The sequence below is a fragment of the Streptomyces sp. NBC_00102 genome (assembly GCF_026343115.1).
Classification (GTDB): domain Bacteria; phylum Actinomycetota; class Actinomycetes; order Streptomycetales; family Streptomycetaceae; genus Streptomyces.
Genome location: NZ_JAPEMC010000003.1, coordinates 35294 through 55401, shown reverse-complemented (window position 1 = coordinate 55401; position 20108 = coordinate 35294). Strand labels below are relative to the sequence as shown.

The window sequence follows — 20108 nt, the reverse complement described above, 5'->3', positions numbered from 1 at the left end:
CGCTCCTGCCGCTCGTTCCATCCGGTACGGCCAGTAAATCCCACGGGTGTCCCGCACCCCTTGGCGGGTCGGCGACGACGCCCCCCCGCCGTGTCGCATTCCTTCGCCGGCCGGCGGACCGACCGCTGCGGGGCGGACGGAGGTGCTCCCGCAGCGGCCTTCTCCCTTCACTTCCGCATGAGCCGCGCCGAGACGTCTCCGAGCAGCTGAATGGTGATGGCGATCACCGCCAGCCCCACGACCGTCACCGTCATCACCGTGTTGTCGAAACGGTTGTATCCGAACGAAATGGCGAGGTACCCGATTCCTCCGGCGCCGATCACACCGGCGACGGCTATGAGTTCGAAAACGCCGATGATCGCAATCGTCGAACTCGTCACCACGGCGGGGAAAGCCTCGGGCCACTGAACGATCAATATCGTCTTGAACCTCGACGCACCGGAGACCTGGGCCACCTCGGAGATCTCGGGCGGGACGCTCCTGAGTGCCGATTCGACCAGTCGCACCACCACCGGCAGAGCTCCCAGGGTCAGGGGGAGGATCGCCCCGCGCACGCCGATCCCGGTACCCATCAAGGCGCGCGTGTACGGCACGATCGCCGCCATCAGCACCAGGAAGGGAACCGACCTTCCAAGGCTGACGAGCCAGCTCAGCACCGTGTGGACGTGGTATTGGGGAAACAGTCCGAAAGGCGAGACATTGAACAGATAGGTGGCGAACGGAACGCCGATCACCGTCGTGAGCCCCAGCACGATCGCCGCCATCTGGAAGGTCTGCAGCAAAGCCGGCCAGAACAGCGTCAAGGCATCGTCGAGGGAGGTGTTCTGAGCCAGAATCATGGTGCGAGTCCCACCTTCTGGAAGCCCGTCGACGTGTCGCCGTGTGGTTGTACGGCCAGACCGAGCCCCTTCCCGGCCCCGGTGACCGAGTGCGCCGGGAGATGCGAAGGAACCGCGATGTAGAGCCTGCCGGCGGAGTGGCCGTTGATGACCTCCGATATCCCGCCGAGGAGGAGTACGCGCGCGTCCAGGCGGGCCGAGAGTTCCGGCAGCCAGTCCGGCGCGACCTCCCGCGCATGACTGACCTCCCACGCGGTCGTGCCGGGAGGCGCGGGGGGAACATTGACCGGCGGGAGGATGAGGCGGCCGAGCCGGGAGCCGGGCGTACGCGCGGCGTCGGTCACCACCGCCTCCTCGGCCAGAGCCCCGTTCTCGAACAGGACAGCGCGGTCCGCGAGTTCGCGCACCACGTCCATCTCATGGGTGATCAGGACAATGGTCAGCCGCAGGTCGTCGCGGAGTTCGCGAAGAAGCCCCAGGATGGACTTGGTCGTCTCCGCGTCGAGTCCCGAAGTGGCCTCGTCGGCAAGCAGGTACTCGGGACGCGCCGACAGGGCGCGCGCGATCGCGACCCGCTGCTTCTGTCCACCCGAGAGCTGCGACGGGTACGCGCCGGCCTTCGCCTCCAGTCCCACCCGTGCGAGAAGCTCCTCGGCACGCGCACGGCGCGACGACCGCCCCACCCCGGAGACCTGGAGCGGAAGCGCCACGTTCTCCAGCGCCGTACGCCGCGACAGCAGCGCCGATCCCTGGAAGACGACGCCTATCCTGCTCGTGGCGGCGATCAGTTCCTTGTGCCGGAGCCGGGAGATGTCCACGCCGTCGATGGAGACCGATCCCGTCGTCGGTCGCGTCAGCCCGTCGATGAGCCGGCCGACCGTGGTCTTTCCGGCACCGCTCTCACCGAGGATCGCCGTTACCTGACCTTCAGGGATGCTCAGGGTCGTCGGCTCCAAGGCCACGACCGGGGGGCGCCCACGCGGATAATAGGTCTTTCCCGCCGAGGTCAACTGGATCAACTGTCACCACTCCGATCGATGGAATCCCCGGCCGCGGAGCCGGCGGCAGCGCCGCCGTGGGGAATGGCCGGGGCTGCGGGGACACCGAGATTCCCGCGCAACGTCGTGCCCGCGTATCCCTCCGGGCGGAGGCCGGCGCGCCTGAGCAACGGCACCACTTCGTCGATGAACGCGGGAAGGTCGACGTCCATCACGGCCGGCTTGATGTTCAGGCCGTCGGCGAATCCGCGTCGGTGCAACGAGATGATCCCCTCGGCCACGTGGTCCGGGGTCCCGGACAGCGGCAGGTGCGAGGACCGCTCGGCACTGTCGCGTACGTAGTCGCGCAGAGTGAAGCCTCGGCGGAGAGCGTTTCTGATCTGGGCGGCCTGCAGCCACAGGCTCCCCTTGCCGGTGGGAACCAGGATCTCCTTCAGCTCGCCGACAGGACGGTCCAGATCCTCCTCGCCGAGCGTCACCCCGTGTTGCCGGGAGAGGCGCTCCAACTCCTCGCCGTAGTCGATGAATTCGGCGAGCCGGTCGGAGCGTCGTCGTACCTCGTCCGCCGAGGAGCCGAGGAGCACGTAGAGCCCGGGAACCACGAGCGGCGCCCGCGTACGCCCCGAGACCCGGGCTCCTTCACGGATGCGCCGGCGGTAGCCGATTCCCTCGTCCGGATCGCTCTGCGCGGTGAACACGACGTCGGCCTGCCCGGAACCCAGCGCCACCCCGTCGTCCGAGCCGCCCGCCTGGACGACGAGCGGGGAACCCTGGGGCGGTCGCGGCAGGTTGAGGGGACCTGCGACCGTGAAGTACTTCCCGTGGAAGTCGACCGGTCGCACCTTGGCGGGGTCGAACCGCTGTCCGTACGGCCGGCCGGCCGAGAACGCGTCTTCGTCCCAGCTGTTCCACAGCTGCCGGACGACCTCGATCGCCTCCGACGCCATGGCGTACCGCTCACCGTGGCCAGGGTGCTCCCGCAGGCCGAAGTTGCGGGCCTCGGAGTCGTGCCGCGACGTCACGACGTTCCACCCCGCGCGTCCGCCGGACAGATGGTCCAGTGCCGCGAGACGCCTCGCGATGTGGAAGGGCGCGTTGTACGTCGTGGAGACCGTGCCCACCAGACCGATCCGGGACGTCAGCGCAGCCAGAGCGCTCAGCGCGGTGAACGGCTCCACCTGCGAGGCGAAATCGCCCTTGGGGAAGGGTGTGTGCAGCAGACTGTCCGCGAGGAACACGAACTCGAAGTGGCCGGTCTCGGCCAGACGCGCGTACTCGGCGTACATCGCCACGTGACTCGGGTACGTCAGCACGTCGCTGACGGCCGCGGCGCCCACATGGTGCCCGAACGGGCGCAGAAAGAGGCCGAGGCGAAGCGGCTCAGTCGGTTTCGTCATCGGAAATCCTCTCGCTCAGAATGGCCCGGCCCAGTTCGGAAAGGCTCCAGTCCCTCGGATTCAGCAAGGTGTGGACGCGTGCGTCCCGCCAGTACGCGTCCAGTTGCCGGTCCAGCCTCGCGGCGCGGGCTCCGGCATTGCTGAAGAGTTCGGAGGCCAGTTTCACCGCGGTCTCACCCGCGTACGCGGCGAAGGCACGGATCTGGATCTCCAGGCCGATGTCCGGATCGACCGCTCGCGCCGCAGGCACACCCTCGGAAGCCGTGCGGGGTGACGATGTGCCGTCGATGATCGCCGCGAGTTCGAAGAGCCGGGCGCGCAGAACGGACAGCTCCACCGATCCGTACCCGAACTGCCGACGGACGTAGGGGTCGTCGAGGACGGTTTCGGCCCCGGCGCTCGCGGCGGCGTTCCGGAGCCGCCCGTCGTGCAGCAGGAAGGACCTGAAGGAGTCCATCGCCGACTCGCCGATACCGATGTCGATGGCGGCATGCGCCAGTTTCGTGAGGGGCGACTGCGGCATGCCGTCCGGCACGAAGACGGAACCCGGGTCGACGGGAACGTCCTTGAGCTCGACACGATGGCTCTCCGTGTCCTGCTGCCCGAACGCCGACCACGTCGGATCGACCGACACGCCTCTTACTGACCGAGGCAGGACGATCTGCACCTTCCGCCCCTCGAACCGTGCACCGACGTTCAGCCGTTCGGCCCACTCGATGCCCGTGGCGTAGTCCTTGACGCCATCGAGGCGAAGGCCCTCAGGGGTGCGCCGGAGCGTAGAACTCACGGCCGACCCCGTGGCACCGGTCGGCTCGGACTGGAGCTGTACGTACCGACCGCTCGGCAGATCCCGCGGCCGCGTGCCGTCGAGGCGCACGTAGCGGGCCAGCGCGGACAGCGCCGAGTAGTGCGTCTGCACCACCTGGGCGATCGAGGGCGACAGCCGGGCGACGAGCAGGAGGACCCGCGCGACGGAGTCCGCGAGCACCTCCGATCCGGAGCCGCCGTCCGCCGTGAGCCCGAACGCGCCGGCCGCGGTCAGCCGGGCGACCAGGGCGTCTCTCGGTCCCTCGCACGTTGTCCCGGCGAGGTCCCGGACCACTTTTGAAACCTCCGCGACCACATCCCGGCGGGGGCCGTCCTCGCCCCACCGCCTTCCTCGTTGCCCCTTCTCCCGCCGGCCGTCTGCGGAAGGCACCTCATGAAGAGGTCGTTCTTCTGTCTCAGTCATCTCTCCGGCTTTCGACGTTCACGTGCCGCGCGGCCCCTTCGACGGACGGTCGTCACGCGCCGGAACTGTCGACGGCCGAGATCAGGTCCCCGAAGTTCTTCGTCGCCCACTCGCCGACTCTCGGGTCCTTGAACGCCTCGATCGCCTTCTTGATGTCCGGGTCGTCGACCCGGTCGGCGCGCACAGCCAGCTGCTTCGCGAAGAGATCCTTGTTCTCGACCTGGGCGATCTTGAGGTTGCCCGGTGTTCCGGCCAACGAGAACTCCGTCGACTGACTCGCCGCCAGGTCCACGTCGTCCAGCGTGCGAGCGGCGGACTGCACACTGACGAACTTCAGATGCTTCGGGTTCGACGTGATGTCCTTCGTCGAGATGGTCAGCGGGTCGGCGTTCGCGCGGAGACCGATGACGCCGAGTTCCTCGAGCGACGTCAGGATCTGACCGGTGTAGAAGGGGGCATCGCCCCGGTACGCGACGCTGGCGCCGTTGGGAAGCTCACTCAGGGACTTGTACTTCTTCGAGTAGAAGACCCAGTACTGGCTGAAGAGCGGCGCCACCGCCGCGACGTGATAGCCCTCCGTCTTGTTCAGACCGTCGATCCAGGGCTTGTAACCCAGTACGGCCGCGTCGACACTGTCCGAGTCGTTGAGTTCCTTGATGAGGGAATTGCCGTCGTCCACCGGGGTGATCTTGATCTTGACTCCGTAGTCGGCCGCGACATGATCGGCGACGTACTTGATCACGCCCTCCTCGGTCGGGTCGCTCAGTCCGCCGGCGACCCTCACGGTGGGAAGGCCCTTCCCCGGACCGTCCTCCGATCCCGCGTCGGAAGAGCCACATGCCGACAGCGCCAGTGCCGCGGCTGCGAGAGCAGCTACGGAAGCAATCGGTCTCATGGGTCCACGGGGCATGGCACTTCTCCTTCATCGATGTTCCGTGTGTTCGTCATGTTTCGTGGTGCTTTTGGTGCTTCGAGGAGCTCTGTAGTCCTCGTGGGTTGTTCTGGGGGCCCTGCCTGTACGTGCGCTCCCCGCGCCGAGGCCTTCGTGGGGCCATCGGCCGGGTGGCGTACCGGGGCGTGCCTCCGCACGCCCGAGCCGGGGCGCGCCTCCGCACGCCTACTCGTGCGGTGAGCAGGCGAGTTCCTGTGCAGGGTGCGACGGCACCTGCGGAGTCTTCGGTGTGATGGGGCGATACGGGGTGGGCGGTCCGCCCTGGTCCCCGAGGTGACGCGGTCCGTTGTGCGGAGGCTTGAGATGCGCCTGACTCGGCAAGGGCGCACCGGCTGCGGCGTCCGTGCCGGGGTGGACAGGCGGGTGCTACGGAAAGCGCAGGCCCGGGTGGGGCGTTGACCCCGGGGCGGGCTGCGGACTCACCGGGGTGAGGGGGTGCTCAACGAGCCGCATCCGTGTTGCTGTGCGGTGCACGAGCATTCCGCACAGCAACACGCACATGTTCAGCGTTACGGCTGACAGTATGTGCCACAACAGGGGAGGTAATATGTGCCGCGAAACAAGAAGCAACTCTGCTTGTATGATCCGTCTTTGAATTGTTCGCCCCGGTGGGCGACAGGCGCAGACATAGTGATCCCATGACTCTCGGGCGCATGTGTGCGCCGCTTCAGAGGCTCGGAGGGGGAGGGGGCGCGCTCAGCGCGCCGACCGGGGGTGGCCGGCCGGGGTGACGTCGACAGGGCGACAACAGAGAAGTCGCGTGGCGATCGTACGTCCGAGCCCGGTCTTCGGCAGCGCGACGCTGTCCATCGGCTCCCGGCTCGCGAAGAGCAAGGGTCGTACCGCTGTGCTGGTCAGGTTCGCCGTCACGGTCCACCCCCTCGAATTCGGCTCCGCACCCTGGCGAGCGCATCTGTCTGATCCGCTGCCGCTCGGCGATCATAGGGTGACAGTGAGAAAGATTCAATCCCCGCTCTAAGTAGGGGCGTTGGCATTTCGCTGCTCATGGATGGCTTGATCGGAGAATCACGCGCGGATCAGTATGCGGTGATTCCCTCAAGCCGAGTGCCTTTCCTGCGGATCAAGGCGGCAGGCCGCGGGCTCCTTCCCTTCTCGTCCGAGGGGGCAGTGAAGGAGAAGAGTGGGAGGACCTGCTGGTGGCGATGGTTGTCCGGAGAAGGGGACGGGATGGAACCACGCCCGCCCGGGCGCTTGTCCACCCCGTCGCCGAGTCCTCGTGTGCGGTGGCGGATCATGGGAAAGATCCGTCCCGGCGAGGCCCCGGTTTGCCATAGCACTCCGGGCGGTACTCCGGGCGGTGGTGTGCCGGCGCCATCCGGAAGCGCCTCATGACGCCGGGACCGCCGGTGCGCCGCACGTTCAGGCGCAACGGGCTGTGGCCGCGCGTCAGGTAGCCGACGGGGGACGGGGGGACGGGCCCTCGTCGGCGCCGGAGCCCGGTCAGGCCGTGCGCGGTCTTCGGAATCGGTCACGGGCGCCTCCCTGCCCCGCACGTGCCGTACCCGGTGGGCATCATCGACTTTGACACGGCTCACCCGGCCACCCACCTCTGGGCCGTGGCGTAGGCCCTGTACGGGTGGGCTCCCGTGACGGCACCGGGCAACACCGAGCGGGACCGCGTCCTGCGGGAGCACGCAGAGCGGACCCGGCTGTTCTGCCACGGTTGCGGCGTGCCGCCGCCGGAGCGCTCACGCCTGCTCGACACCATGGCGCGGGCATCTGCTGTGGGCAGCTACTCGGATTCCGGGTGCATCTGTACCCACCGGCCGTCGACCGACTTCATCTCAACCCCGTAGTACGGCTGGGATCCGGCAGTGGGTGCACCGGTGCGCGCGGGCGTGGCCTTGGTCTTGGCGCGGGACCGGGGCTGTGTCTTCGCGGTCTGGGCCTTCTTTTTCGCGTCCCGCTGCCGCAGCTCCTCGATCCGCTTCAGCAGAGTGGCACGGCTCATCTGCTTCTGCTTCTGCTTCGGCGCCTCGGGCAGACCGGCGACTGGCCTGGAGGGCTTGGGACCGACACGGATGCGGGTGACGGTGACCGTGCTCGTGTCGGGGCCGGAGCCGGAGCCGGAGCCGGGGCGACAGTTCCGGTGAGCTGGTCCGCGGCCGCCGATGGTGGTGAGCTTCTTCTTGCTCACCGGCAGACGGCAGACGACGCAAAGCGCGAGCGCAGCCATGGTGATTTCCCCCCAGCCTCGGCATCTCGTTCAGGCGGAACGATAACTCGTACACTCCCGGCGGTCCCGTCGCACCGGGGGAACCTGGCGGTGAGCGTTCCCGGATTGGCCACCGATGGGGACGGCGGCGAGGGCACGACGCACGAGGCACGTGCTGTCGAGGGTCAGGTGCGACGCGCCAACTCAACGGCACGGTATGTTCGTTGGTCATTCTCCCGCCGCACTCGACCTCCCGCGTGCTCTGGTCGGGTGGGGTCATCATGCGCAGGCCGACAGGCTGGGCATGCGTCACAGGACAACGGTGACGCTGCTGGTGAGGCCGTAGAGGTAGACGCGTTCGTCGGGAGCCAGGCGCAGCGCGCGAGCCAGAGCCTCGACGTGGTTGGCCGACGGCCGGAGCGTGCGGGCCTGTTCCAGCCGCACGAGGTAGCCGATGCTGATCCCGGCCAGGTCGGCGACCTTTCGGCACGGGTTCCGACGAAGATGTGGTGGAACTCGCCGCCTGCCAGCCCCTGAGATCAGAGTTCGGTCGTCCAGATGCCGACAGGGCGCTCAGCCGGAGGCATCCACGACTGAGGCTGCTTCTCTCCGAGGGGGATGAGCACGCGGTGCATGGCGTGGAAATCGAGCCCGAACACGGCGAGTTCAGGTCCACCGTGAGTGTGTACGAGACCGACGATGTTCTTCGGCGGGAATCTCCGCCCTCGGGCGGGGCGGTGCTCCGTCGCGTGATCCGGCGAGGTGGGAGCCGGACCGGAACCGGCTGTGCGGGGTGGCCCGGTTGATGAGGCCGGTGCACTCGGCCGCCCGCCCGCGTCGTCGAGCACATCCCGAGTCGCACTCGAACGCCCTTGCCTGCGCGAGGCGTTGACCGAGTTCTGGGGACAGGGTGGGAAGCCTGAGTGCATTACTGCACTCAGGCCCTCGGGCAGGCGAGACCGATCACCCCTGTCAGGGTGTCCGCCGCGTCGACCATCGCCTTGCTGGGATCCGTCGGCAGAGTGCGTCCATGCCGGGCTCAGGCGTAGGAGGGGATGTTGAGGGCTGCCCAGTCCGCCAGAACGCGAGCGCACTGCGCGACGGTCTCCCGCCAAGCCTTGGCGGCCTCCTCGCCGGCATCGTCGCTGACGTGCTTCACGATCTGCAGAGGGACGCCGACTCGATGGGCGGCCGTCGCCAGGGCGTACCCCTCCATGTCGACCAAGGGTGCGCGCGCCGCCAGGCGCGCGCGGGCGGCCTCGTCGTTGATGAAGGAGTCACCCGTGGCCAGAGTGGGGCCGCCGGAGTCGCCTACTGCCAAGGGCGCGCCGTAGGTCTCGCCGGTCAGGGCGTGCAGAACATCGCTGTCCAGGTCGTGCTGTATCACCGTGCCGATGCGGTGCGTTCCGGTCAGGCCCGGGCGCAGAGCTCCCGCGGTACCGAGGTTGATGACCTCCGACGGCAACGAGCCGCCGGCCAGGGCAGTGGCCAGTGAGATCGCAGCGTTGACCTTTCCCATTCCCGTCAGCAGGACGGGCAGCGACGTGTCGAGGTACTGAGCCTCTTCCTTGACCGCAAGTACGAGCAAGGGACGGCCGGCGGAGATTTGCCCTATGAGTTGCATACGCTCATGGTACGGGCCGTTCGAATCGTTCCGTGTGGTCGTTCAGTCGACCGATCCCTTTGCGGTCATGCATCGTGACGGCGACCCTGGGTGGTTCGTTCGGCCCGACGCCGGGTGTCTCAGGCTGGTTTCCGGTACTCGCTGGATCACCGGCCCGGGGCTTTCTCTCCGGTGCGGGTTTCCGCCGAACCGCAGTGAGGCCGGCGAGGCGGGCGGCAGGATACGGCTGTCCCGGAGGCCACCCCATCGGTGTGGAGCCCTGCCTGAGCTTGCCCTGAATCAAGGGACGCCCTTCGGACGGCTCAGGACGACGATGGCGAGCTCGGGCGGTCGGCGCGGGCGGCGGTGTGACGGTTTCAGCTCGAGCGCAGGCAGAAGGGGTGTCCGGCAGGGCTGGCATAGACCCTGCTGCCGGTGCGGGTGCCGGGGGCGACGTCGTCAGTGGGCCGGAGCCGGGTGGCGCCGGCCGCGGTGGCTGTGCGGTCGGCTGTCGCGAGGTCTTCGACGCCGAAGTCGAGATGTATCTGCTGGGAATCGCCGTCCGGCCAGCGGGACTGTAAAACGTTCGGCTCTGTTTCGTAGTCGGTGGTGACGGCAGGTGACAGGCGTCGTTGATGTTATATGCGAGATGTCAACTCCCTTGTTGCCGTGGTGTTTTCAGGACTCTCGGCGCTGGTCATCGAGGATGTGGTGGATGACGGCCAGGTAGTCCGGGTGCTCGCCCGGACCCGTGATGTTCCGGTGCCCTGCCCGGTGTGCGGGGTACCGACGGGGAAGGTGCACGGGTATCACGTCCGGACGGTGGCGGATGTGCCGGTCGATGGCCGCCGGGTCGTAGTACGCGTCCGGGTGCGGCGCCTGGTCTGCCCGGTCCTGGGCTGCCGGCGACAGACCTTCCGCGAGCAAGTCCCTGGGCTGATCGAGCGCCTTCAACGCCGCACCACGCGCCTGACCAGCCAGGTCTCAGAGGTGGCCAAGGAGTTATGCGGCCGGGCAGCCGCCCGTCTCACCCGGTACCTGGCCACGCCCCTCTCCTACGCCACCGCCCTGCGCCTCCTGCGGCGCATCCCCCTCCCGACGGTGGCCGCCCCACGGGTGATCGGGGTCGACGACTTCGCCCTGCGCCGCCGCCACCGCTACGCCACGATCATCATCGACGCCGAGACCGGGGAGCGCATCGATGTTCTGCCCGACCGCGAGGCAGCCACGCTGGAGGCATGGCTGCGCACGAAGAAGGGGGTCGAGGTCGTGTGCCGGGACGGCTCGGCCACCTATGCCGAGGCGATCCGCCGGGCACTGCCCGACGCAGTGCAGGTCAGCGACCGCTGGCATCTGTGGCAGAACCTGTGCGACAAGGTCCTGGCCGAGGTCCGGGCCCACGCCCCCTGCTGGGCCACCGTCAACCCGCCCCGGCCCGGCGGCATCCACGAGCAGACCATCCGCGAGCGCTGGCACAAAGTCCACGCCCTCCTCGACTCCGGCGTCGGCCTACTCGAATGTGCCCGCAGACTGAGCCTCGCCCTGAACACCGTCAAGCGCTACGCCCGCATCCCCGAACCGTCCGCCGATCGCATCACCCCACGCTACAGGCCCACGCTGGTCGACCCCTACCGCGACCACCTGCGTCAACGACGGGCGCAGGACCCGGCCGTGCCCGTCACCCACCTCCTCGACGAGATCAGGGAACTGGGCTACACCGGCAGTGCCAACCTGCTGGTCCGCTACCTCAACCAGGGCCGCGCCGAAGGCCACCGTCCCGTCACAACTCCCCGCCGCCTCGCCCGGCTTCTGCTAACTCACCCCGAGCACCTGTGGACCAAGGACACCGACCTGCTCGGCCTCCTCACCGCTGCCTGCCCGGAGATGACGGCACTCGCCCGGCTTACTGGCGAGTTCGCCGCGCTGTTGACCCCGGCCCAGGCCAACCACGACGCGCTCACCCAGTGGATCACTACCGTCCGTACCGCCGACCTGCCCCACCTGCACAGCTTCTGCAACGGCCTCGAACTCGACCGCGCCGCCGTGAATGCCGGCCTCACCCTGCCCCACCACAACGGCCGGACCGAAGGCGTCAACACCCGAACCAAGAAGATCATGCGACAGATGCACGGCCGAGCAGGATTCGACCTCCTCCGCCACCGCATCCTGCTTCAATAACTGCCCACCGACCGTCACCACCGACTACGGAACAGAGCCGCTCGTTTGACAGACCCGGCACTGGGCTACTTCTGCCGAGAGTTGCCGGGTGACACGGAATGGGTGAAGGCCACACGTGCCGAATGGCGATTCCGAGTGGAGCCGTCCACGCCGGAGGAGGCCGGGTACTGGGTCATGGTCAGCGACATGGCCACGGGTGAAGACCACAGTCTCGATCGTCACCGACTGGCCATGGCCTGGATCTACGGCGACGTGGTGCACCACGACACGGAACGGCGGCAGGAAGGCGACGTCTTCGGCCTGTTCGAACGCTTCCGGGGCACAGTACCCCTCGTCGCCTGGGCCATGGTGGGAGCGATCGAGCTCCTGAACTGCATTCGCGCCCTGCATCAAGACGGGGTCCTGCAGCTGCGCCAGGAAGTCATCGACGAGCCGGTCGCACTGAAGTAGACCACGTGGGAATACAGCGTCCAGGTGTCCTACGCTCCCGTCGGCACGAAACCTCCGACGAGCGTGAGCGCTCCGCTGGAAGCGGACTGGGCCCGACTGGATAGGACAGCCGACCTCTCGCGCTTCCGCACCAGATCGGGGGGACAACTACTGCGCGCCGTTCGTTCACTGCCCATGCCTGAACTTCCCTCGCCCGAAGAAGTCGAAGCCGCCCGCACGCCCGCGGGCGGATGGAAGCGGGACCAGCTCGCCGCCTGGGGCGTCCCATGGCACCCGCCCAAGGGCTGGAAAGACGAGTTGGCCAAACGATGGAAGGCCGCCCGCCCGAACGGCGCTCCGCCGCCCCTGCCGAGCCCGGCCCCGGCCCACTTCGCGCAGGACACGCTCGACTTCGGCTGACCCCACATCAGCGGGACCTGGCAGGATCACCCTGCCAGGCCGCGTCGCCGATTCCCGGCTGCTTACCGGCTGACCCGGATGCGCGGTCCCCAGGAAGACGCTCTCCAGCTGCTCTGGTCGTGTCGCTCCGCTTACCGCAGCATCGTCGTCGGGCCGGCCTTTTCCTCCTGCGGTGACGACGCGAGGGGTGTCAGCTCCGGGGTGAAGGAGTGGAACACGCCGAGAAGGATCCCTCCGAGGATCAGCCCCGTCGCGGCCCAGAGGAGTTCTCGCCGTGTAGTGGGCAGGGGGCGTCGCTTCAGCAGGAGCAGCAGGAGGCAGCCGAGGGCGACGCCGACCACTGTTCCTGTCGTGTTGGCGTACACGTCCAGGAGGTCGCACTGCCGACCGTCGTTGATGGCCAGTTGGGCGGCCTCGATCGTGACGGAGCCGAGGAACCCTGCCACCACGGCGGCGAGCGGTCGGCGGTAGGCCATGACCGTGAACAGGCCAAGCGGGACGAAGAGCAGGGTGTTCAGTCGGGCTTCCCCGACCGACAGAACGTCCAAGGGGCTTGCCCCCATGTAGCAACTGCGTGCCGAGGGGGGCCTCGTCCCGTCCAGCATTCCGTTGAGGGAAGCCGTGTCCGGCACGACCGTGACCGACAGAACCCCGATCCACGCCCAGGAGTGGAGCAGCGCCAGCCCGGCCGGAACCCCCTTAGACCTCGCCGATCTCACCACGGGGTAAGCCACCGCAAGCGCCAACACCCCGGCCACGACAATGGCAGGAGTGAAGTTGTACACCCGATCCGACAGCACGAGCCCTCCCCTTGATCAAGTCCGGAAAGCATACGAGGGCATGGATCGTCACCGAAGACCGGTCTGGCGTGACCCTGGTCGAACCCGGCGGCCCTGCCGCGGGGTTCGACCAGCAGGACATCCTTCGCGTCCGGTGCCGGTGCCGGTGCTGGTGGAGGAGCCGGAAACCGGTTCCTCTACCAGCACCTCCTCCAGGACGGAGAAGTCGGCTACTGAAGCGGGCGAGCAGCCGTGCGCTGGAGGCGGCGAACCCGCGCACCGTGGTGTCGGTCGTGTCGATGCTGGCGGCGTCGAGGACATCCTCGTGCCAGCCGTTTTGAACCGCTCCTGTGACCCAATCGGGGCGCCGCTCCCGGAGATCCAGGTGTGGGCGCCGGCCACCGCCCGGCGGTCAACACGATGTCGTCGGCCTGCTCGTGTCCGATACCAGCGGCGGCCAGGGCCCGGAAGACCGTGATCCGTGCCGTCGTGGCGTTGTGCTGGTGTTGGCCGAATGCGGACCAGCTTTCCTGCCCGTAGGCGTCCGCGCCGTGCTGCTCGGTGCTCATGCGGCGCTTGGTCCCGAAGGCGGCGGGACGGCATGGAAGCGCCCATTCACGGAGCGGTGGGAGGACGGCGGGGAGTCGCTTACTGCAGCGCCAGCTCCTCGCTGACCTGCCAGTACGTGACCTCGGAGCTGTCGTCGAGGCCGAGACCGGAGCCGGAGGCGGGGGCGGTGACCGTGACGTGGCCGTCCGTGCCGCCGCCGCTGCGGTCGGCCAGGGTGACGTTGAGGGTCTTGGTGCGGTGGGTGGGCTTCTCGGAGAGGTAGATCGCCGCGTACGCGGTGTGGCCGGGAGCCAGCTCCACCACGGCCTGCGGGACGGTGTCCTTGTTGACCGGCAGGTTCTTGCCCGCGACCGGGTCGGAGACGAAGGGCGCGTTGTAGACCGCGCACTCCTTGCTTCCGGTGTTGGTGAGCGTGAGCAGGATGGAGGGGAGGGTGCCGCCGGTCTCCTCCAGCTTGATGCTCGACGAGTCGAGGGTGCAGTCGTCGCCTCCGGAGGAGGCCGAGGAACCGGACGAGTCCGAGGAACCGGACGAGCCGGAGGAACCGGACGAGCCCGAGCCGCCGGACGTCGAAGTGCCCGAGGCGCCCTTGGCGGCGGCGGGGGTGGCGGTCGCGTCGGCCGAGCCGTCGGAGGAGGTGGCTGCCGGGGCGGAGGAGGTGGACGGACTGGCCGCACCCCCCGCGGTGGAGGAGGCGGCCGATGACGCCGAGCCGTCACCGCCGCCACCGCACGCGGTGAGGGCGAGTGCCAGGGCGGCCGTTCCGAGGGCGGCGGAGGCGGAGGTGGCGAGTCGGACAGAGCGCATGGCTGGTGATCCCGTCGTGTGTGGACATCTGGAGCGCGGCGGCGGCGTCGGTCGCGCGGGAGAACAGGACGTCCCGATCAGACGGTTCGCCCCCCCCGTCGAAGGGGCGGCTGGGGCCGCCCCTTCGACGTGACCAAAAGTAGGCGGAGGCAGGAAACCGCAGGTGACGAGGTCGTCCGGCCTCTGTGGCGATCTTGTAACGGGCGAGCCGGGAACGCACAAGGGGAACCACCGGACACGGCACGGCGTCGCCGGCCGCGGCCGCGGTGACGAAGATGCCCATCACGACCACCGCACCCCGACCTCGGACAGCTGCTCCATCCGCTCCGGGGCCAGCGCGCCTGCACTGCTCCGCTGGTTGTTGACCCACGCCCCCAGCCGGCGCTCCCGGCCGTCCTCGAAGAGCACCACGTGCTTGCGTGGGACCTGCGCGGGACCCTTGAGGCGGCCCTCGCGCTCGAAGCACTGCGGGCAGGCGGTGAGGTTGGCGGTCCCCTTGCCGGCCTGCGCACGGGACCGATGCGGCTTCTCGTCCTTGCTCGCGGGGGGCCACGCATGGGAGAGCGAGTGGGACTCACAATGTTTCGGCCTGGAGATTCGCTCCACTGAGAAGCTGGCCGGGTTCACCGGGTCAGGGGGTGACGATGGGGAAGTCCGGGTCGCCGGGGTCGAGTACGGCGGTGAGGCGGTGGAGCGCCGAGGCGTCGCCTTGGATCTGGACGCCGGCTCGGTCGAGGCCTTCGGGGGTGAGGCCGGTGACGGTCAGTTGCGACAAGGCGCTGACGGTGCTGGTGAGGGTGACGTCGGCGGTGGTCTTCCGCGGGGCGTTGCTGTAGCTGAGGACGCCGTTGGACAGGGTCAGGCGGTAGCGTTCGTCGGCGTCGGTGAGGTGGACGTCGATGGTGAGTTTCTCGTCCCATGCCTTGGGGCCGTTGATCTGGATGGCGATGGCGTCGAAGAGCATGGTCGGGGTGAGGTGGGCGATGACATCGGGTGACGCGGTGACCGTGGGGGTGCCGAACTGGCCTTGGCGTAGTTCGGTGGTGCCGGACAGGTAGAAGTTGCGCCAGGTGCCGTTCTCCGCGCCGTAGCCGAGTTGCTCGAAGGTGTCGGCGAGCAGATCGCGGGCTGCGGTGTGCTGGGGGTCGGCGAAGATGACGTGGCTGAGGACTTCGGCCGCCCAGCGGTAGTCACCCGCCTCGAACGACGCACGCGCTTTCTCTACGACGATGTCGGCGCCGCCCATGAACTGGACGTAGCGTTTTCCGGCTTCGACCGGGGGGTGTTGCCACAGGTGGGCGGGGTTGCCGTCGAACCAGCCCATGTAGCGCTGGTAGACGGCCTTGAGGTTGTGGCTGACCGATCCGTAGTAGCCGTGGGCGCTCCAGGCGTTCTCCAGTGCCGGCGGCAGGGGGAGGTGTTCGGCGATCTCGATGCCCGTCCAGCCTTTGTTGATCAGGCGCAGTGACTGGTCGTGGAGGTAGCCGTACAGGTCGCGCTGAGCGGTCAGGAAGGCGGTCACCCGTTCTTGGCCCCAGGTGGGCCAGTGGTGGGAGGCGAACGCGACGTCCGTCGTCTCGCCGAAGAGATCGATGGTCGCGGTCAGCGCGTGGGACCAGGCGTGCGGGTCGCGGACCACGGCGCCGCGCAGGGTGAGCATGTTGTGCAGCGTGTGGGTGGCGTCCTCGGCCGTGCACAGTGCCCTGAAGTCCGGGAAGTGGATGAGCAGTTCGGCGGGCGCCTCGGTGTTGGGGGCCATCTGGAAGACCATCCGGATGCCGTCGACGGTCTCCTCCTGCCCCGTCCGGGTGACGGTCAGGGTCGGCGCGATCAGGGTGACAATGCCGGTGGACGTGGTCTGCCCGAGTCCGGCGCCGACGGCGCCCTGCGGTCCGCGGGCGAGCGCGGCCCCGTACATGTAGGCGGCCCGGCGCCCCATGGCGGTGCCCGCGTACACGTTTTCCGCCACGGCGTGCTCGGTGAAACCCTCCGGCGCGAGCACGGGGCACCGGCCGGCGTCGACGTCCTCCTGCGTGGTGACGCCCTTCACGCCGCCGAAGTGGTCGACGTGCGAGTGCGTGTACAGGACGCCGGTCACCGGGCGCTCGCCGCGGTGCTCGCGGTAGAGGGCCAGAGCCGCGGCGGCGGTCTCCGTCGAGATCAGGGGGTCGATGACGAGGACGCCGGTGGCTCCCTCGACGAACGTGATGTTCGACAGATCGAGACCACGCACCTGATAGATGCCTTCGACGACCTCGAACAGGCCCTGTTCGGCGACCAGCTGGGACTGCCGCCACAGGCTCGGGTTCACCGTGTCGGGTGCCTCACCCTGGAGAAACGCGTACGTGTCGTTGTCCCACACGACGGTGCCGGAGGCGTCGGTGACGGCACCGGGCACCTTGCGCGCGATGAGACCCCGCCTGGCGTCCTCGAAATCCTGTCCGTCTGAGAACGGGAGCCGCTCCCGGATCTCGCTCTGCTGTCGGACAACGGGCGACTGAGCAACCTTCGGTGTCGAAGCCATAGAGGTAGATTCACACCAGAGGCACCTAAAATATGGTCACGACACCGCTACTCTCCTCGTCCAGATCCGGGGCGGTTGCACCGGAGTCCTGGGGCAGTTGCTGGCGCGGAGCCCGAGGCGGGTCGTTGGGATACGGCGCCGGAAACAGCAGGAAGTACTACCGCGGTGCGAGGGCCGGAGGTGTCCGCACATGGTGGCGTGGAGGCCGCAGTTCCCTTCCACCACTGGCCCAGTTTTCACTGACGGAGAGGTGTGACGAGTGTTCTCGGACCCGCGTGTCCACACGCGTAAATGGGCCGCAAGGCATCCAATCCGTACCGGGTTGGTCGTGGGAGTGCTCTTCTATCTCGTGGAGGTCCTCGCCACTACCGACGCTCTCGGTTCCCTGCCGTTCGCCGTCGCGATCGCAGCGATCTTTACTCTGACCGCGTTTGGCGAGAGGCGACGACGGAAGAAGCGCACGTTGCCACTCTGACGTAAAACTGGGTGCTGTGAGGCCCCCGGCCTCGCAGCACCCACTGCTCTTTCAGGCCGACCGCTCATCGCCACGGGCCGCGCGGCCGACTCCATGTGTGTCGAGTGGCGCCGCCTTCATCAGGGTGGCATGCGCAGGTGAGAGAGGGAGGGACGGGCGGTGGTGCCCTGGTTATCACCGCGCCCCGTCCGCCGCTCGTCGCCACGTGGCGCGCATCCCGACGGGGAGCGGTCCAGCCCGCTGTCAAGGGGGTTGTACGGGCTCCCGGGTGGGCGGCGTGACGGCTTCACCCAGGAGCCCGGTACGACGGTCAGCCAGGAGCTCACCCCGGGTGCCGTTGATCGGATGATCCTTCGTATCAGCCGCCGCGCAGCGGCGGCACGCCGCTGCTGCGTGATGCGTTCGCCCGGCCGGGGCAGGCAGGGCCCCGTACGGCACCGAACCGGCACCATCGATCATCCGGCTACCCCACCAACACCACCATCGACCTCGTTCGTCGGCTCGTTTGCCAGCCGGCCGCCAGGTCGTCGACGTCGCAACGCCGCTGAACGGCACCGGCGCGGTCGTGCTCAGCTGCGGACGGATTCTCGGGGCCGAGGGTGCGGATCACCGCTGCCCCGGGCAGGTGCGTACGGCTGGCACCACCTGATCGGGGCCCCCGAGGACCTGAGCCCAGCGAAGCCAGGGGGGTCCTACTTGCTGTAGTCGTCCGTGTGGTCCTCGTGGCCGTTCTGCTTCTCGTCGTGGCCGCCGTAACCGCCGCCGTGGCCGCGGTCGTAACCGTGGTCGTAGCCGCCGCCGTTGACGCAGGTGTTTCCGAAGGTCGGGTTCAGCAGGCCGATGATGTTGAGGGAGTTCCCGCACGCGTTGATGGGGATGTGGATCGGGATCTGGACGACGTTGCCGGACAGCACGCCCGGGGAGCCGAAGGCGGCGCCCTGTGCTCCGGCGTCCGCAGCGGCCGTGCCGGCACCGGCGAACATCAGGGCGCCTGCGGCCGCGGCCAGAACCACTGTGCTTTTCAGCTTCAACATTGAGCTCTCCGCGCTTCGAGTGCCGCCGCTCGGTCGCGGCAGCTCCTTCCACGATGCGGGCCCGCCGTCCTTCAGCCTGCCGACACGCCTGGCCACCGCTCAGAGCCCCCTGTACGGCCGCCCTCTCGTACGTCGTTGGCCGAAGCTGGCTACACCCCAGGCCGCTCCTCGTCCTGGTGCTGCTGCTCCTGGCGGCCGTGGTCGGTGCGACCATCGTGCATCTCTGGCCCGGGGCCCTGGTGCCGGTGACCGTCACACGGCGGCGGTGGCGCGGCGGCGGGGTCCCTCGCCGGTGTCGCCGCGCTGGCCGGGCGACCGTGTCTGGACCCGGAGCGGGCCGACCGCCCTGCGCGGTGGTCTACTCCGGCCGCCGGCCTGTGTCACGATGCGGTGGAGGGACCCGACCGCCATATCCAGCTGGCCCGGGATCCTTTCCTGGACTCGTCCGTCAAAGTCGCGGTCCCGGCAGCCTTCACCACCATCAACACCGTCGGAGCCTCCGGCCTGCCCCGGGGCGGATTCAACGACATCCTGTTCACCCTCGTCCAGCGCTGGCTGGAACGCGAGCACGGCGACGTCGACCTGCCCATGAACACCAAGCTGATCCCGGCACCCACCACCGGGCACCCCACGACGCCGGCACCGGCACGGACCTGACGACACAGTTCGCCCACACCCTCCGCCGCCCGCCCGCCCCGTACGGCACGCCGCCGTACGGGGCGGGCGGGCGTGCTCCGCGATCCCAGGGCCGCTCTGTACCTCGCCGCTGCCGTCGGCGAACTACAGGGCACGAGCGGGACATCGACCGACGCCGCATCGACTGTCCGGTACCCAGCCACCGTCGCGACCGTGATCGGCCAAGACCGCCCTCCGCAGCGCTCATGCCGTAGTCGCTTCCGCAAACTTCGAACCCCGATTGAGCAGTCACCCCATGCCCCGGGGCCCGGTACGGGGCGCCGCTGTCCTGCGACCATGCGCTCACGGCGCTACGTCGCGGCCAGCTCCGGCACTTCGAGGACCTCCGCCACCTTGCGGGCCAGCAGCGCCACCTGCGGGGGCAGATAGCCGTCCAGCGAGTCGACGTCGTCGCACAGCCGGGCCCGCAGGCCGTGCAGGACAGCTTCGGTAAACAGCCGCTGCTCGTCGGGCTCGTCCATCGGCCCGTTCTCCGCGTACCTCTGACCCATCGAGAACCGCGTCTTCGCGCTCTGGACATCCTCGGGGGGAAGCGGCGTGCCGAGCATCCCGTCGACCTGGTACCGGTCCGCATCCCTCGGGCCGGCCGCCCGGCTGCGCTGCTGACGGGTCTGGAGGTACGACGCGAGGGTATCCAGGGCCATGCCGGTGCGCTGGCAGTACGCGGCGATCAGCATGGACGCCATGTCCATCGTGTCGGAGACGTCCGTGGCATGGATCATCGTCATGCGCTTCCAGTCGTGTGCGATGTCCGGCTCGGTGTAGCGCAGCACCTCCTGGCAGTTCATGACGGCTTCGGAGATCAGCTGGTGAACCGCCCGCCGCAAGGGCTCGGGCATCGGGGTTTCTTCCATGACCGCACGCTAGAGCGGCTCCGCCCTGGATCCCCGGCATCGCGGCCCCCGGCCACCCGTACAGACCAGACACCGGCCGGGCCGCCGCCGGTTGGTGAGCCTGCCGGGCCCGCAAGCGGACTGGAGGAGAGACCTTCAGTGCAGAG

Annotated in this window: 18 protein-coding genes and 1 pseudogene; 4 read left to right on the top strand and 15 right to left on the bottom strand. The window is 68.6% G+C overall.

Features of this window, described 5'->3' with window-relative positions:
• Positions 1-167: 167 nt before the first annotated feature.
• The 9 genes and pseudogenes from OHA55_RS30845 to OHA55_RS30805 all read right to left on the bottom strand — a co-directional run bounded on the left by OHA55_RS30845 (position 168) and on the right by OHA55_RS30805 (position 9822).
• Positions 168-839 (bottom strand): methionine ABC transporter permease, encoded by a 672-nt coding sequence (locus OHA55_RS30845; RefSeq protein WP_266712689.1) that lies wholly within the window; start codon positions 837-839, stop codon positions 168-170.
• Complete coding sequence (locus tag OHA55_RS30840) at positions 836-1795, bottom strand: methionine ABC transporter ATP-binding protein (protein WP_266712687.1); 960 nt, start codon at positions 1793-1795, stop codon at positions 836-838. The genes OHA55_RS30845 and OHA55_RS30840 overlap by 4 nt, the downstream gene beginning before the upstream one ends.
• A gap of 59 nt (positions 1796-1854) precedes the next feature.
• Positions 1855-3234 carry an NtaA/DmoA family FMN-dependent monooxygenase gene (locus tag OHA55_RS30835; RefSeq protein WP_266712685.1) on the bottom strand — a complete coding sequence of 460 codons (1380 nt, stop codon included), beginning with the start codon at positions 3232-3234 and terminating at the stop codon, positions 1855-1857.
• Positions 3218-4465 (bottom strand): hypothetical protein, encoded by a 1248-nt coding sequence (locus tag OHA55_RS30830; RefSeq protein WP_266712683.1) that lies wholly within the window; start codon positions 4463-4465, stop codon positions 3218-3220. Before OHA55_RS30830 ends, OHA55_RS30835 begins: the two co-directional genes overlap by 17 nt.
• Positions 4466-4517: 52 nt before the next feature.
• Positions 4518-5249: a MetQ/NlpA family ABC transporter substrate-binding protein gene (locus OHA55_RS30825; RefSeq protein WP_266712681.1), complete on the bottom strand. Its 732-nt coding sequence runs from the start codon at positions 5247-5249 to the stop codon at positions 4518-4520.
• Positions 5250-7170: 1921 nt separating this feature from the next.
• Positions 7171-7614 carry a hypothetical protein gene (locus tag OHA55_RS30820; RefSeq protein WP_266712679.1) on the bottom strand — a complete coding sequence of 148 codons (444 nt, stop codon included), beginning with the start codon at positions 7612-7614 and terminating at the stop codon, positions 7171-7173.
• A gap of 315 nt (positions 7615-7929) precedes the next feature.
• A pseudogene (locus OHA55_RS30815) lies at positions 7930-8133 on the bottom strand (helix-turn-helix domain-containing protein); the annotation flags it as partial.
• Between the two features lie 499 nt (positions 8134-8632).
• Positions 8633-9217: a nucleosidase gene (locus tag OHA55_RS30810; RefSeq protein ID WP_266712677.1), complete on the bottom strand. Its 585-nt coding sequence runs from the start codon at positions 9215-9217 to the stop codon at positions 8633-8635.
• Between the two features lie 356 nt (positions 9218-9573).
• Complete coding sequence (locus OHA55_RS30805) at positions 9574-9822, bottom strand: VOC family protein (RefSeq protein WP_266713542.1); 249 nt, start codon at positions 9820-9822, stop codon at positions 9574-9576.
• 46 nt (positions 9823-9868) lie between these two features.
• Here OHA55_RS30805 and OHA55_RS30800 point away from each other — a divergent pair, with 46 nt between their 5' ends.
• The 3 genes from OHA55_RS30800 to OHA55_RS30790 all read left to right on the top strand — a co-directional run bounded on the left by OHA55_RS30800 (position 9869) and on the right by OHA55_RS30790 (position 12223).
• Complete coding sequence (locus OHA55_RS30800; RefSeq protein ID WP_266710619.1) at positions 9869-11374, top strand: ISL3 family transposase; 1506 nt, start codon at positions 9869-9871, stop codon at positions 11372-11374.
• Positions 11375-11476: 102 nt separating this feature from the next.
• Positions 11477-11824 carry a hypothetical protein gene (locus OHA55_RS30795; protein WP_266712675.1) on the top strand — a complete coding sequence of 116 codons (348 nt, stop codon included), beginning with the start codon at positions 11477-11479 and terminating at the stop codon, positions 11822-11824.
• Between the two features lie 174 nt (positions 11825-11998).
• Positions 11999-12223, top strand: coding sequence for a hypothetical protein (locus tag OHA55_RS30790; RefSeq protein ID WP_266712673.1), 225 nt, complete (start codon positions 11999-12001; stop codon positions 12221-12223).
• Between the two features lie 131 nt (positions 12224-12354).
• On the opposite strand, the gene OHA55_RS30785 is transcribed toward OHA55_RS30790, so the two are convergent.
• From OHA55_RS30785 to OHA55_RS30765, 5 genes are all read right to left on the bottom strand, one after another.
• A complete protein-coding gene (locus OHA55_RS30785; RefSeq protein WP_266712671.1) occupies positions 12355-12771 on the bottom strand; it encodes a VanZ family protein in 417 nt (138 codons plus the stop codon).
• Positions 12772-13650: 879 nt separating this feature from the next.
• Positions 13651-14379 (bottom strand): DUF4232 domain-containing protein, encoded by a 729-nt coding sequence (locus tag OHA55_RS30780; protein WP_266712669.1) that lies wholly within the window; start codon positions 14377-14379, stop codon positions 13651-13653.
• 282 nt (positions 14380-14661) lie between these two features.
• Positions 14662-14985 carry a helicase associated domain-containing protein gene (locus OHA55_RS30775; protein WP_266712667.1) on the bottom strand — a complete coding sequence of 108 codons (324 nt, stop codon included), beginning with the start codon at positions 14983-14985 and terminating at the stop codon, positions 14662-14664.
• A gap of 25 nt (positions 14986-15010) precedes the next feature.
• Positions 15011-16903, bottom strand: coding sequence for an alkyl/aryl-sulfatase (locus OHA55_RS30770; protein WP_266712665.1), 1893 nt, complete (start codon positions 16901-16903; stop codon positions 15011-15013).
• Between the two features lie 1167 nt (positions 16904-18070).
• Entirely contained in the window at positions 18071-18412 is a 342-nt protein-coding gene (locus OHA55_RS30765; RefSeq protein WP_266712663.1) for a chaplin, read from the bottom strand.
• A gap of 390 nt (positions 18413-18802) precedes the next feature.
• Between OHA55_RS30765 and OHA55_RS30760 the strand changes: the two genes are divergently transcribed.
• A complete protein-coding gene (locus tag OHA55_RS30760) occupies positions 18803-19069 on the top strand; it encodes a hypothetical protein (protein WP_266712661.1) in 267 nt (88 codons plus the stop codon).
• A 329-nt stretch (positions 19070-19398) separates the two neighbouring features.
• On the opposite strand, the gene OHA55_RS30755 is transcribed toward OHA55_RS30760, so the two are convergent.
• Entirely contained in the window at positions 19399-19962 is a 564-nt protein-coding gene (locus OHA55_RS30755; protein ID WP_266712659.1) for a hypothetical protein, read from the bottom strand.
• Positions 19963-20108: the final 146 nt, after the last annotated feature.